The 15,124-nt window shown below is 69.6% G+C and carries 7 protein-coding genes; 6 read left to right on the top strand and 1 reads right to left on the bottom strand.

All coding sequences use genetic code 11. From position 1 onward, the window contains the following. Window positions 1-74 precede the first annotated feature (74 nt). The 5 genes from ACJ8AT_RS18820 (at window position 75) to ACJ8AT_RS18800 (ending at window position 12,969) form a co-directional block, all read left to right on the top strand. Window positions 75-449 carry a response regulator gene (locus tag ACJ8AT_RS18820; RefSeq protein WP_407739142.1) on the top strand — a complete coding sequence of 125 codons (375 nt, stop codon included), beginning with the start codon at window positions 75-77 and terminating at the stop codon, window positions 447-449. Between the two features lie 45 nt (window positions 450-494). Next, window positions 495-2,591, top strand: a complete 2,097-nt coding sequence (locus ACJ8AT_RS18815) for a chemotaxis protein CheW (protein ID WP_407739141.1) — start codon at window positions 495-497, stop codon at window positions 2,589-2,591. Next, window positions 2,588-3,187, top strand: a complete 600-nt coding sequence (locus tag ACJ8AT_RS18810; RefSeq protein ID WP_407739140.1) for a chemotaxis protein CheC — start codon at window positions 2,588-2,590, stop codon at window positions 3,185-3,187. The genes ACJ8AT_RS18815 and ACJ8AT_RS18810 overlap by 4 nt, the downstream gene beginning before the upstream one ends. A gap of 54 nt (window positions 3,188-3,241) precedes the next feature. Further along, complete coding sequence (larB, locus tag ACJ8AT_RS18805) at window positions 3,242-3,994, top strand: nickel pincer cofactor biosynthesis protein LarB (RefSeq protein WP_407739139.1); 753 nt, start codon at window positions 3,242-3,244, stop codon at window positions 3,992-3,994. A 269-nt stretch (window positions 3,995-4,263) separates the two neighbouring features. Then, window positions 4,264-12,969 (top strand): S8 family serine peptidase, encoded by an 8,706-nt coding sequence (locus ACJ8AT_RS18800; protein WP_407739138.1) that lies wholly within the window; start codon window positions 4,264-4,266, stop codon window positions 12,967-12,969. 136 nt (window positions 12,970-13,105) lie between these two features. On the opposite strand, the gene ACJ8AT_RS18795 is transcribed toward ACJ8AT_RS18800, so the two are convergent. Next, the gene (locus ACJ8AT_RS18795; RefSeq protein ID WP_407739137.1) at window positions 13,106-13,759 is read right to left on the bottom strand and encodes an NAD(P)H-binding protein; all 654 of its coding nucleotides are present in this window, start codon (window positions 13,757-13,759) and stop codon (window positions 13,106-13,108) included. A gap of 491 nt (window positions 13,760-14,250) precedes the next feature. Here ACJ8AT_RS18795 and ACJ8AT_RS18790 point away from each other — a divergent pair, with 491 nt between their 5' ends. Continuing rightward, window positions 14,251-15,087 carry a hypothetical protein gene (locus ACJ8AT_RS18790; protein WP_407739136.1) on the top strand — a complete coding sequence of 279 codons (837 nt, stop codon included), beginning with the start codon at window positions 14,251-14,253 and terminating at the stop codon, window positions 15,085-15,087. The last annotated feature ends 37 nt before the right edge of the window (window positions 15,088-15,124 follow it).

Below are 15,124 nucleotides of genomic sequence, written 5' to 3'. Positions count from 1 at the left end.
ATGTGGCCGTTCCGAATGCGCGGGTGGTAGTGTCCGCGCTCCTCTCGAGGCCTTACGCGGAGGCGAAGCTTCACATGGCTGCTGCTAAGCGGGTCCTGGTCGTCGACGACGCCATCTTCATGCGCAACATGATCAAGGACATCTTCGCGTCCGGCGGCTTCGAGGTCGTCGGCGAGGCTGCCAACGGTCTGGAAGCGGTGGAGAAGTACAAGGAGCTCAAGCCGGACCTCACGACGATGGACATCGTCATGCCGTTCAAGAGCGGCATCGAGGCCACGCGCGAGATCCTCAAGCACGACAGCAACGCGGTCGTCATCATGTGCTCGGCGCTGGGGCAGGAGAGCCTGGTGATGGAGGCCATCGAGGCGGGCGCCTCGGACTTCATCGTCAAGCCGTTCCGCGCCGAGGACGTGCTGGCCGTGGTGAAGAAGGTGCTGGGCGACGGCTAGCGCCAGGCGCGCTGGCTCGCCCGGCTTGTCCCTGAGAGGCCCGGCATGGCGATGGACATGTCCCGGTACCTCGGGCTCTTTGTCACCGAGGCCAGCGAGCACCTCGAGGCGCTCGGCAGGGACCTGGTCCAGCTCGAGAAGGAGGGCGGCGCCAGCGCGGTGGACTCCATGTTCCGCCACGCCCACTCCGTCAAGGGCATGGCCTCCTCCATGGGCTTCGAGCCCATCGCCACGCTCGCCCACCGCGTGGAGGACCTGGTGGACGCCGTCCGCCAGGACTCGAGCCGGCTGAACCGCGAGCTGGTGGACCTGCTGCTGTCCGCCACGGACACGCTGCTGGCGCAGGTGCGCTCGGTGGCCGAGAACAAGCCTCCGGACGAGGCGGGCCCCCTGCTGGCCCAGCTCGCCTCGCGCGTGTCCGCCATCACCGGCCAGGCTCCGGCGCCCACCCGGGTGATGAAGGCCACGGCCCTGCGCGCCACTCCAGCGCCGGTGTCTCGCTCTCCCGAGGCCGGGGCCCCTCCGCCCGCTCCGAGCGGCACTCCCGCCGCGCCGCCTCCCGCTCCCAGTGCCGCAGCCGCTCCTGCTCCGAGCTCGGTGGCTCCGTTCGCTCCCAAGGCTCCTGCCGGGGAGGTTCGCGTGGACGCGGGCCCCCAGGCGCGCTGGGCCGTGAAGGTGCGCATCGTCCCGGCGTGCCAGGTGCCGGGCGTGCGGGCGTTCCTGGTGCACAAGCGGCTGTCCGGGCTGGGGGCCATCACCGAGCTGCGGCCCGCGCTGGATGACATGAAGGCCGGGCGCATCCCGGACGGGCTCATCCAGTGCGAGGTGGAGACCGCGGCGGGCGAGCAGGGCATCCAGGGCGCGCTGCGCAACGTGTCCGAGGTGGAGCTGGTCTCCATCAAGCCCGTCATCCAGGCGCCGCCGCCGCCGGTGCAGGCGCCCGCCTCCGTCTCCGCCGAGGCTCCCCGCGCCACGGGCGAGGCCGCGCCGCGCACGGTGCGCGTGCGCACGGAGCTCTTGGACTACTTCCTGGACACGGTGGGGGAGCTGATGCTCGCCACCGCCCGGCTGCGCGAGGTGGGCAAGGAGCTGCCCGAGAACGTGCGCCCCGGCCTGGAGGAGGGCGTCTACCGGCTGCACGCGCTGGTGAAGGATCTGCACGACAAGGTCATGTCCGCGCGCATGACGCCGCTGTCGCTGATCACCGATCGGCTGCCGCGGGCGGCGCGGGACATCGCTCGCAAGCGCGGGCGGGACGTGGACCTGGTCATCACCGGCGCCGAGATTGAGCTGGACCGGGCCATCCTGGATGAGCTGTCGGATCCGATGATGCACATCCTGCGCAACTGCATCGACCACGGGCTGGAGTCACCCGAGGAGCGCGCGGCCGCGGGCAAGAACCCCCAGGGCAAGGTGCAGGTGTCGGTGCGCCGCGCCAGAGATCGCGTCGTCATCGAGGTGGAGGACGACGGCCGGGGCATGAGCGCGGAGAAGCTCAAGGCGGCGGCGCTGGCCCGAGGCTCCATCACCGCCGAGGCCGCCGCCCGCCTGTCCGACCGCGAGGCCTTCATGCTCGCCTGCCTGCCGGGCGTGTCCACGGCGAAGGACGTGTCGGAGATCTCCGGCCGCGGCGTGGGCATGGACGCGGTGAAGCGTGTGGTGGAGAACGTTGGCGGCACGCTGGAGATCGACAGTGAGAAGGGCAAGGGCACGCGCTTCACGCTGCGGCTGCCGCTGACGGTGGCGGTGGTGCACCTGCTGCTGGTGGAGGCGGGGGACGAGGTGTTTGGCCTGCCCATCGCCAAGGTGGTGGGGGCCACGGAGGCCGACAGCGAGGCGCTCAGCCGCAGCCGGGACACGGCGCTACTGCCTCACGGGAATACGCTGCTGCCAGTGCACGAATTGGATGCGCTCGTCGGGCTGCCTGCTCCCACACGGCGGGGAGTGCGGCCTTTTGTGGTGATGGAGGGAGATTCGGGGAAGGTGGCTTTGGCGGTGGATCGCCTGCTAGGGCAGGAAGAAGTAGTCCTCAAGCCACTATCTCGTCCCTTGGACTTGCTACCGGGCCTTTCTGGGGTGACCATTCTGGGCAGTGGCCGCCCGGTCTTCATCCTGGACGTGCCGAGGTTACTGTCCGCGTGAACGCTCCCGTCCCCAGCGAGATTCAGCTCGATGTGCTGCGAGAGGTGGCCAACATTGGCTGCGGGCACGCGGTCAACGCGCTCGCGCGCCTGGTGGGCGGCAAGCGGGTGGACCTGTCCGTGCCGCAGGTCATCGTCACCACGGCGGCGGAGGCGGCCGAGCAGCTCGGCGGGGACGAGGTCGTCACCAGCGTGAAGCTGGGCATCGTCGGGGAGCTGCGAGGGCTGATGCTCTTCGTGATGCCCTCGCGGGACAGCGCGGCGCTGGGCAAGGTGCTGCTGGGCCAGGTGGTGGGCGGGGTGGAGCTGGAGAGCGCGCTGGCGGAGGCGGCCAACATCGTCGCCAGCGCCTGCCTGTCCGCCATTGGCAAGCTGACGCGGTGGAAGCTGTTGCCCACGGTGCCGGAGCTGCGAGGCGGCTCGGCCCGGGAGGTGGTGGGCGGCGCGCTGCGCGACACCGAGGGCCAGGACACGAGCAAGGTGGTGGTGCTGGAGACGCGGTTCTCGGCGTCCAGCGCGCCGCCGGTGTCCGGGCGCATGCTGCTGGTGCTGGAGCGGGACAGCTCCACCGCGCTGCTGCAGCGCCTGGGCGTGTAGCGCTGCGAGTTCTTCGCGTTCTCCTCCCGGCGGCTTTGAGGTAGAGCGGCGCGCATGGACGAGAAGGCGCTCACGCAACTGCTCAATCAAGTCAAAGGTGGCAAGGTCTCCGTGGACGACGCGGTGGGCCAGCTCAAGGACTTGCCGTTCGCCGAGCTGGGCTATGCCACGCTGGACACGCACCGCTCGCTGCGCTTCGGCTTCCCGGAGGTGGTGCTGGGCGAGCCGAAGACGGTGGAGCAGCTGCTGGGCATCGTCGGCGCGCTGCTCGAGCGCAAGCAGACGGTGCTGGTGACGCGGCTGCAGCCGGACAAGGCGGAGGCGCTGCTGTCGCGCTTCCCCAAGGGCGAGTACCACCCGGTGGCGCGCATCTTCCACGTCAAGCAGGGCAAGCGCAGGGCCGGCAAGGTGGCGGTCGTCACCGCGGGCACCAGCGACATCCCCGTGGCGGAGGAGGCGGCGCTGACGGCGGAGGCAATGGGCGCCACGGTGCGGCGCGTGTACGACGTGGGCGTGGCGGGGATCCACCGGCTGCTGCGGCGGCGCGAGGAGATCCAGGAGTGCCACGCGGCGGTGGTGATCGCCGGCATGGAGGGCGCCCTGGCGAGCGCGCTCGGCGGCCTGGTGGGCATCCCCGTGGTGGCGGTGCCGACGTCGGTGGGCTACGGAGCGAACTTCGGCGGAGTGTCGGCGCTGCTGGCGATGGTGAACTCGTGCGCCTCGAACGTCGCCGTGGTGAACATCGACAACGGCTTCGGCGGCGGCTTCTACGCGACGTTGATCTCGCGGACCCGCGGCCGGCGGTAGACGCTGGGTGTGACAAGGGTGATCAATCAATTCCCGGTTACGTGGGTTGACGGGATTGGGTGATTGTTGAGTGTTTGAAACATCGTGACGGGCCATGGTACGGGTGAGGCTCTGGCAGAGCCGAACGCCTCCGTTTCCGAGGATCCGCGCCGCTGATCAGCGAGCCCGGCTCGGCCAGAGCGCAGAACCACTTGTTTGTCGGGGCCACCACGATGATGAAATCCGTAACTCGGCCGCCCATGCGGGGCGTTCTGGCCAGGAGCGCGCATGTGCTCGGGGCCGTATGGCTGGTAGCGACGATGGCCTGCGAGGGCTCGGGGAGCGCGCCCGTGGCGCAGCGTCCCGAGGGCTACCGGGCAGGGCTCGCGACACACAAGGTGCAGCTGAGCGCTGAGCAGGCGGAGCAGCTCGAGCAGCGTGGCGTCCAGGCGCAGGTGATCGCCGACTACGGCGCCTTCAAGGTGGTGCAGGTGGATGAGGCGGCGTTGGCCTCGCTGCCCGAGGGCGCCGAGCCTCGCGATGACTCCAACGACATCCTGCTCAACGCGGGGGTGATCGACACCGCGTCCGCGCACGGGCAGTCCCTGCGTGGGATGAAGCGGCAGGCCTCCGGCAAGGGCTTCCACCTGGTGCAGTTCGCCGGCCCCATCAAGCCCGAGTGGATCAAGGACCTGGAGGCCACCGGCGTCCGGCTGGTCACGTACATCCCGAACAACGCCTATCTGGTGTACGGCGACGTGTCCGCGCTGAGCAGCATGCAGCGCCGTGTCACCCTGAATCGATCCATTCAGTGGGACGGCGCCTACCTGGACGACTACAAGCTCAACCCGGCCCTCAACACCGTGCAGACGGAGACCTACGCCATCCAGCTGATCAAGGATGAGGAGGTCAACGGCCCGACGCTGGAGCTCATCCGCTCCAAGCAGTCGCGCGACGGGACGATCCAGGAGGCCCTGGGCTACGTGAACGTGACGGCCTACCTGACGGTGAAGGATCTCTACGAGATCGCCGCTCGGCCGGACGTGCTGTCCATCATGCCGCGCCCCACGCCGAAGAAGCTCGACGAGCGGCAGGACATGATCCTCGCCGGGCAGCTCACCGGCAGCGGCCCCACGGGCCCCGGCTACCTGGCGTGGCTGGCGTCCAAGGGGTTCACCCAGCAGCAGTTCACCGCGTCCGGCTTTGGCGTGGACGTGAGCGACAGCGGCATGGACAACGGCACGCAGGTGCCCAACCACTTCGGCCTGTATCTGAGCGGCGACGTCACCAGCCCCAGCCGCGTGGTCTACAACCGCCTGGAGGGCACGGCCAACGCCGGCAGCACCATGCAGGGCTGCGACGGCCACGGCAACTTGAACACGCACATCATCGCGGGGTACTCCAGCGTGACGGGCACGCCGTTCACGGACGGCGCGGGCTTCTCCTATGGCCTGGGCGTGGCGCCCTTCGTGAAGGTGGGCTCCTCGGTGGTGTTCGATCCGGGCAACTTCACCAGCCCCAACTACGAGAACCTGCAGTCGCGGGCGTACCGAGACGGCATGCGCATCAGCAGCAACAGCTGGGGCGCCAACACCAACGTCTATGACGCGGACGCGCAGCGCTACGACGCGCTGGTGCGTGACGCGCAGCCGGCCACCGCGGCCGTGCCCGCGGCGGGCAACCAGGAGATGGTCATCGTCTTCGCGGCGGGTAACAGCGGTCCGGCCGCGAATACGGTGGGCTCGCCCGGTACGGCGAAGAACATCATCACCGTGGGCGCCTCCGAGAACGTGCAGGCCTTTGGCGGCTCGGATCAGTGCGCCGTCCCCGACGCGGAGGCGGACAAGCTCAGTGACATGGAGGCCTTCTCCAGCCGCGGCCCCACCTCGGACGGCCGCAAGAAGCCGGACATCGTGGCGCCCGGCACGCATATCTCCGGTGGCGTGGCCCAGGTGGACACCCAGCGCTCCCCCTCGCCGGCCAATCCCACGGGCCAGGCGCTCTCGTGCTTCGATGGCTCCGGCGTGTGCGGTGGCGTTGGCAGCAACTTCTACCCGGCGGGCCAGCAGTGGTACACGGCCTCCTCCGGCACCAGCCATGCGACGCCGGCCGTCTCGGGTGGCGCGGCGCTGGTGCGCCAGTACTTCCTCAACCAGGGCTTCACCCCGCCCAGCGCGGCGATGACCAAGGCGTACCTGATGAACTCGGCCCGCTACATGACGGGCGTGGGCGCCAACGACAACCTCTGGTCCAACGGCCAGGGCATGGGCCTGATGGATCTGGGCCGGGCCTTCGATGGCACCTCGCGCCTGCTGGATGACGAGAACCCGGCCAGCCTCTTCACGGCCACCGGCCAGACGCGCACCTTCACGGGCGTGGTGTCGGACACCACCAAGCCGTTCCGCGTCACCCTGGGATGGACGGACGCTCCGGGCTCGACCACCGGCAATGCCTGGAAGAACAACCTGGACCTGACCGTCACGGTGGGCGGCAACACCTACAAGGGCAATGTCTTCACCGGTGGCGTCTCCGCCCCAGGTGGCGTGGCGGACGGCTCCAACAACGTGGAGAGCGTGTTCCTGCTCGCGGGCGTCGAGGGCGCGTACACCGTCACGGTGACGGCGGCCAACATCAACTCGGACGGCGTGCCGGGCAACGGCTCCACGCTGGATCAGGACTTCGCGCTCGTCGCGTACAACAGCTGCACCACCGCGACCGCGGTGCCCACCGGCGTGAGCGCCACGGCCAGCGGCAACAACCGCGTTGACGTGTCGTGGGCGGCCAACGGCGCCACCTCGTACAACATCTATCGCTCCACCACCGCGGGTGGCCCGTACACCCGCGTGGGTACCGCGGTGAGCTCGCCGTTCACGGACAGCACCGTCTCAGGAGGCGCCACCTACTACTACGTGGTCCGCGCGGTGAATTGCGCCGAGTCCGCGAAGTCCACCGAGGTCTCCGTCACCGCCAGTGGCGTGTGCACGCTGCCGCCGACTTTCGCGGGCCTCACCTCCGCGGCCAACAGCGCGGCCTCCACCTGCGCCAACACGCTGACCTGGCCGGCGGCTACTCCTATTTGCGGCGGCACCTTGAGCTACTCGGTCTACCGCAGCACCACGGCGGGCTTCACCCCGTCGGCGGCCAACCGGGTCGCCACCGGTGTCACCGGCACCAGCTTCAACGATGACCTGAACCTGACCAGCGCTACGACCTACTACTACGTGGTGCGTGCCACCGAGACGAGCACCGGCGTCAACGAGGACTCCAACACCGTCCAGAAGTCCGCCGTGCCGACCGGCACGGTGACTCCGGGCGTGCGCTACTTCGATGATCTCGACGCCAACCGCCCGGTGAACGCTGCCTCGTACTGGATCGCCACGACCCAGAGCGGCACCGCGGGCACGATGAACATCACCACGAGCTGCCATTACCAGTCGGCGACCAAGTCGTACCGCTTTGGCGCGGCCAGCACCGCGTGCGGCGGCGCGTACCCCGTCAGCACTCAGGCCACCCTGTCGCTGGGCGGCAACGGCACCACCGCGGGCATCAACGGCTTCGCCGTCCCGGCCAGCACGATCAACCCGCAGATGACGTTCAACATCTGGTACGCCTTCGAGGATCAGTGGGACGGTGCCTGGCTCGTTTACAGCACCACGGGTGCAACGGGCCCGTGGACTCCGGTGAGCGACACGGCCTCCACGACGGTGCCGTATGTCTCGGCTGGCGGCTATGACAACGTGCTGAAGAGCAGCACGACCACCCGGATCTGGACCAACCTGAACCAGGGCGCTAACGGCTCGCTCAAGGCGGTCACTGTCAACCTCAGCGCGCTGGCGGGCCAGACGGTGTGGTTCGGCTTCAAGTTCTACAGCGACGTCTCCACCACGGCCGAGGGCTTCTACCTGGATGACGTCCGCGTCACCGCGGATGCGTACTCGACCTGCTCCACCCGGACGCCTCCTCCGGGCCCGGCCGTCGCCTACAAGGTGACGGGCCTGCCCGCGTCGATCGCGGCGGGCACGGCGGCCACGGTCACCGTCACGGCGGTGGACTCGGCGGGAGTCAAGGCCACCAGCTACAGCGGCACGGCGGCCGTCACCAGCTCGGATCCGCAGGCCGTGCTGCCGGCCAACCTGACGTTCAGCGCGGGCGTGGCGGCCGGCTCAGTCACCTTCGGCAAGGTGGGCGCGCAGACCCTCACGGCCACGGACACGTCGAACGCGGCGCTGACGAGCAGCGCGAGCACCACCGTCACCGTGGGCCCCGCGTCCCAGCTGCTCATCACCACGCAGCCCTCCAACACCGTGGCGGCGGCCTCCATCAGCCCGGCCGTGAAGGTGGGGCTGGCGGATGCGTTCGGCAATCCGGTCACCACGGGCACCAACAGCGTCACCCTCGTCCTGGGCGCCAACCCGGGCGGCGGCACGCTGTCCGGTACCACCACGGCGACGATGGCCGCGGGGGTGGCGACCTTCAGCAACCTGTCCATCAACAAGGCGGGGGCGGGGTACACGCTGGTGGCCAGCTCCACGGGGCTGACCAGCGCGGCCAGCTCGGCCTTCAACATCACCCCGGGCGCGGCGTCGAAGCTGGCCTTCCTCACCCAGCCCTCCAACACCGGCGCGGGCGCGGCCATCACCCCGGCGGTGCAGGTGGCCATCGTGGACGCGCAAGGCAACGCCACGGCGTCCACGGCCAACGTCACCCTGGCGCTGGGCACCAACCCGAGCAGCGGCACGCTGGGCGGCACCACCACCGTGGCGGCCGTCGGCGGCGTGGCCACCTTCAGCAACCTGACCCTCAACAGGCCCGGCACGGGCTACACGCTGTCCGCCACCTCCACGGGGCTGACCAGCGCGGCCAGCGCGGCCTTCACCATCGTTCCGGGCGCGCCGTACCGGGCGGCCATCACCCGCCAGCCGACCAACACCGTCGCTGGCGCCACCATCACCCCGTCCGTCCAGGTCACGCTGCTTGACTCGGCCGGCAACGTGTCGACGCAGGCCACCAACGCCGTCTCGGTGTCCATCGGCAACAACCCGGCGGGCGGCACGCTGAGCGGCACCACCACCGTCAACGCGGTGAATGGCGTGGCGACCTTCGCCAACCTGTCCGTGGACCGCGTGGGCTTCAACTACACGCTGGTGGCCGGCGGCAGTGGCCTCTACGCGGACTCCAGCGTGGGCTTCGATGTGGCGGTGGGTGCCGCGGCGCAGCTGTCCTTCACGGCGTCGCCTTCGGCGAACGTGGTCTCGGACGCGCCCTTCACGGTGAAGGTCGCGGTGCGGGATGCGGGCGGCAACCTGGTCACCGGCGCGTCGGCTCCCGTGACGCTGGCGCTCTCCAACGCGCCGGGCGCCACCCTGAACGGCACGAAGGTGGCGGCTCCTGTCAACGGTGTGGCCACCTTCATGGGCCTCTCCGTGGACAAGGCGGGCTCGGGCTACCAGCTCCAGGCGACGGCCACGGGCCTGACCTCCGCGGCGTCTCCAGCCTTCGGAGTGGATCCGGGTGCCGCGGCGCAGGTGGCCTTCCTCACCCAGCCGAGCGGCGTCACCTCCGGTGCCGCCATCACTCCGGCGGTTCGCGTGGAGGTGCGGGATGCGGCGGGCAACCGCGTGTCGGGCTCCGGTGACGGCATCACCGTGCAGTTGGGCAGCAACCCGGCGGGGGGCACGCTGAGCGGCACGAAGACGGCGTTCTCCATCAACGGCGTGGCCACCTTCACGGACCTCAGTCTGGACAAGGCCGGCACGGGCTACACCCTGCAGGCTGCCTTCGGCTCGGTCCATGTCGACAGCACCAGCTTCGACGTGGCGCCGGGTTCGGCGGCCCGGCTCGTGTTCCGCACGCCTCCGGCCAACGCGGCGGCGGGGGCGGTGCTCGGCGCCGTCGCGGTGGAGGTCCAGGACTCTCGCGGCAACCTCGTCACCAACTCGACGGCGCAGGTGACGCTCACCCTGGGCGGGGCTTCGGGCGGCACACTCGGTGGCACCACCACGGTGGCGGCCATCAACGGCGTGGCCACCTTCGCGGATCTCTTCATCCAGAAGGCTGCCACCGGCTACACGGTGACGGCCGGCTCCACGGGCCTGCAGGGCAGCACCAGCGGTGCCTTCGATATCGTCCCGGGTATGGCGGCAGCGCTGGCATTCAACGCGCAGCCGAGCAAGGCGGTGGCGGGCGCCTCCATCGCTCCGGCGGTGAAGGTCTCCATCCTGGATGCGTACGGGAACTTCATCCCGAGCGCGACGGACAGCATCACCCTGGCGTTGGAGGCCAATGCTTCGGGCGGCACGCTGGGCGGCATCACCACGGTGGCGGCCGTCAACGGTGTGGCCACCTTCGACAGCCTGACCATCAACCGCGCTGGCATCGGCTACAAGTTGGACGCGATGTCAGGTGCGCTCATGGGCGCCACCAGCACGACGTTTGATGTGCAGGCGGGCAGTCCGGCCCAGCTGGTGTTCGTGCTGGCTCCTACGAGTACGAAGGCGGGCGCCAATCTGGGCACTGCCTCCGTGGAGATCCGTGATGCCCATGGCAACCTGACCACCAGCACCACCAGTGTCACGCTGGCGCTGCAGGGTCCTCAGGGCGTCACGCTGGGCGGCACCACCACCGTGGCGGCCGTCGGAGGCGTGGCGACCTTCAACGACCTGTCTGTCGCCCGCGTGGGCACGGGCTACCAACTGGTGGCCCATGCCAACGGGCTGACGGATGCCACCAGCACGGCGTTCGACATTACTCACGGTCCGGCAGCGGCGCTGGTGTTCACGGTGCAGCCGGGCCCGGCTCAGGCGGGGACAGCGATCAACCCAGCGGTTCAGGTGACCCTCCAGGATGCGTTCGGTAACGTGGCCACCAGCGTGACGGACGCGGTCACGGTGGCCATCGGCAACAACCCGCGCAACGGCACGCTGTCAGGCACGAAGACGGTGAACGCTATCAACGGCGTGGCCACCTTCGCGGATCTCTCCATCCAGAAGGCGACCACGGGCTACACGCTGGTCGCCAGCGCCACGGGCCTGCAGGACGGCACCAGCGGTGGCTTCGACATCACTCCTGCGGCGGCTGCGACGCTGGCCTTCAGCACGCGGCCGGGCAACGCGGTGGCGGGCGCCTCCATCGCTCCGGCGGTGAAAGTCTCCATCCTGGATGCCTATGGGAACTTCATCCCGAGCGCGACCGACAGCGTCACCCTTGCGCTGGAGGCCAATGCTTCGGGCGGCACGCTGGGCGGCATCACCACGGCGGCGGCCATCAACGGTGTGGCCACCTTCGACAGCCTGACCATCAACCGCGCTGGCATCGGCTACAAGTTGGACGCGATGTCAGGTGCGCTCATGGGCGCCACCAGCACGACGTTTGATGTGCAGGCGGGCAGTCCGGCCCAGTTGGTGTTCGTGCTGGCTCCTACGAGCACGAAGGCGGGCGCCAACCTGGGCACCGTGTCTGTGGAGATCCGTGATGCCCATGGCAACCTGACCAACAGCACCACCAGTGTCACGCTGGCGCTGCAAGGGCCTCAGGGCGGCACGCTGGGCGGCACCACCACCGTGGCGGCCGTCGGAGGCGTGGCGACCTTCAACGACCTGTCTGTCGCCCGCGTGGGCACGGGTTACCAACTGGTGGCCCGTGCCAACGGGCTGACGGATGCCACCAGCACGGCGTTCGACATTACTCACGGTCCGGCAGCGGCGTTGGTGTTCACGGTGCAGCCGGGCTCCGCTCAGGCGGGTACGGTGATCAGCCCGGCCATCCAGGTGACCCTCCAGGACGCCTTCGGCAACGTGGCTACCAGCGTGACGGACGCGGTCACGGTGGCCATCGGCAACAACCCGCGCAATGGCACGCTATCGGGCACGAAGACGGTGAACGCCATCAACGGCGTGGCCACCTTCGCGGACCTGTCGATCAACCGCAACGGCAAGGGCTACACGCTCCAGGCCAGCTCGGGTTCGCTCACCGCGGCGACGAGCGCGGTGTTCGACATCACTCCGGGCAAGGCTCCGAAGCTGGTCTTCCGCACCACGGTGGAGCAGGTGACGGCAGGCGACGCGCTGCCCTCGATCGAGGTGGAGCTGCGCGACGAGCTGGACAATGTGATCACCGAGTCCGTGACCACCGTGACGCTGGGCCTGGGCGCGAACTCGGCGGCCGGCCAGTTGCTGGGCGTCATCACCGCTCCGGTGGTCAACGGCGTGGCGAGGTTCGACGGCCTGTCCCTGCGCAAGGCCGGCAATGGCTACACCCTGGTGGCCAGCGCCCCGGGCTTCGCGGGTGTGACGAGCACGGCGTTCACCGTCCAGCCGGGCGCGGCGGCCAGCTACACGCTGGCGCTCGTCTCGAGCGTGACGGCGGGCCAGGAGGCCACGCTCTCCGCCACGGCCTACGACGCCTACGGCAACCTGGCCGCCAGCTATGGTGGCTCGGTGAAGGTGACCAGCTCCGATGCGACGGCCACCTACTCGGCCAACGCGCAGTTCGTCGAGGGCGTGCTCCAGGGCTTCAAGGTGACGTTCAAGTCGCCGGGCCTGCGCAGCCTCACCGTGACGGACTCGGAGGAGGCCACGCTGACGAGCACGGCCCTGCTCAACGTCACTCCGTTCGCTCAGCCGACGGCGGCGGTCACGGATCCGGCGGGTGGGACGACGGTCTCCGGCAAGGTCAACATCTCCGCCACGGGCGCGGTGGCTCCGGGCACCACGCTGGCCAGGCTCTCCATCCTCGTGGATGGCGTGGAGATCGCCAGCGGCTCGGACGCGACGGTGACCGGCAGCTGGGACAGCTCCAAGGCCCAGGCTGGCTCGCACATCATCACCGCCCTGGTGACCGATGGCGCGGGCAACATGGCGGCCTCCGCTCCGGTGGTGGTCTCCGTCGAGGCTGGCTGCGGCTGCGGTGCCACCTCCAACACCGAGGCCGGCGTCTACCTGGGGCTGCTGGTCCTGGCGTGGTACGTGCTGGGTCGGCGCCGGGCAAAGGCGGCCTGAGCCATGACGTAAGGCCCCGGGCACCTGAAGCGGGCGGCCCGGGGCTGAGTGGGAGGTGTTGACGGAACGCGCTGGCGTGGAGCCTTCCCGCCGGCGCGTTTCCTTTCGTGGAGATGCCGCGGCGCCGAGGGGCTCGCTACTTGCCGAGCTCCTGCAGCTCTCCGGACAGAGCCACGCGCACGCCGCGCGTCGTCTCGCGCGCCAGGGCCACCATCGCCCGTGCGACGGTGCGGGCCTCGATGGGACGTCCGATGAAGGGGTGCAGCAGCGGGCCGAGCACCTTCGTCACCGCGACGGCCGCGCGCTCGCCGGGGCGGCTCTCGGTGCGATCCCCGAGCAGCAGCGAGGGTCGGAGGAGGACGAGGGACTCGAAGCCCACGCTCTGGAGGTTGTCCTCGATCTCGCCCTTCACGCGGTTGTAGAAGATGCGCGAGCGCGCGTCGGCCCCGAGCGACGAGACGAGCAGGAAGCGCCGCGCCCCTGCCTTGTGTGCGGCCTTGGCAAAGGCCAGCACGGCGTCATGATCCACCGCGCGGAACGCCTCTTGGCTGCCGGCCTTCTTGATGGTGGTGCCCAGGCAGCAGAAGGCATCGTCCGAGGAGGGGAGCGCCTCGGGCTCAAGCCGGGCGAAGTCCACCGTACGCTGGGTGAGCTTCGGATGCTGCCGAGGCAGAGCGCGCCGTCCGAGTGAGCACACCTCCCGGTACAGGGGGCTCTCCAAGAGACTCTCGAGAAGGAAGCCACCGACGAGTCCGCTCGCTCCGGCCACCAGTGCGCTGCGTGTCTCCATGGATGGATACTCTCATGAACGCCGAGCCCAGGGGCCAGGCTTCCAACCGCGCGTCAGGCCTCATGGGTGAGCATGCGAACGGGCAGGCACCTGGCCGGGCGGCACCCTGGCTCCCGAAGCAACGGCCTTGAGCTTGAGGACAATGTCTATCCCTGGCCCCGGCTTCATCTTGCCTGCTGCATTCACTCACACAGGAGCATGCGATGAAGAACTTCAGAGGGGCACTGCTGATTGGGGCAATGGCATCTGTCATGACGTTCGGGTGGGGCTGCAGCACTACGCGGTCGGCTGGCACCCAAGGGACAGGAGGAGCGGGGACCACGTCGAGCCAGACCGGAGGGACGAGCAGCTCGGGATCCGGAATGAGCGGCGATACGGGTGCAGCCGGGACGAGTAGCTCCTCGGGAAGCGCAGGGAGCGGCAATATCGGTGGATCGGGCTCGACCACGAGTACGCCGAGCAGCTCTGGCGCGGGGGGCTCCACGGGCGGAGTGGGCGGAGCCGGTTCCGGTACCACGGGCCGGAGTGGTACTGACATCAGCGGCGGCAGCATCGGCTCGGACACTGGCGGCGGCTCCGGCAGCGGCAGCAGCGTGGGCTCCGGTACCGGTGGCAGCTCGAGCTCTGGCAGCCTCGGCACCAGCGGCAGCGATAGCTCGAACTCTGGCAGCAGCCTTGGCACCAGCGGCAGCGATAGCTCGAACTCTGGCAGCAGCCTCGGCACTGGCGGCAGTGGTGGCTCGAACTCTGGCAGCAGTCTCGGCACCAGCGGCAGCGATAGCTCGAACTCTGGCAGCAGCCTCGGCACCGGCGGCAGCGGTGGCTCGGATTTGGGCAGCGGGAACAACGTGGGCTCCAGCACCAGCGGCAGCGTGGGCTCCGGCAGCGGCAGCAGCCTCGGTACCGGCACCAGCGGGAGTTCGGGCAGTGATAGCAGCGTGGGCTCCGGCAGTGGTAGCAGCGTGGGCTCCGGCAGCGGCAGCAGCGTGGGCTCCGGCAGCGGCAGCAGCATCGGCTCGGGCACTGGCGGCAGCTCGGGCTCTGGGACCGGGAGCAGCGTGGGCTCCGGAACCAGTGGCAGCTCTGGCTCCAGCAGTAGCGGGAGCAGCATGGGGTCCGGCAGCAGCGGCAGCTCGGGCGGCGGTGACACGGGCAGCACCCTGAGCGGCACTGGCTCCAGCAGTGATACGACGGGCACGGGGATCAGCGGCACCACCTCGCGCCACGGCAAGCACGGGAAGAGCAAGCACGGAACCCATGGCTCCACCTCGCAGTCGGGCTCCGAGCAGAATGGCACCGGCGGCACCGGGACGGATACGAACCGGTAGGCCACCCCGGTAGCTTCCCCTGGGAGGGTGTCTGGCA

It is taken from the genome of Hyalangium sp. (assembly GCF_045802625.1).
Lineage (GTDB): Bacteria > Myxococcota > Myxococcia > Myxococcales > Myxococcaceae > Hyalangium.
Note: the sequence above shows the minus strand (reverse complement) of the source record. Positions and strands in the feature narration are given on the sequence as shown.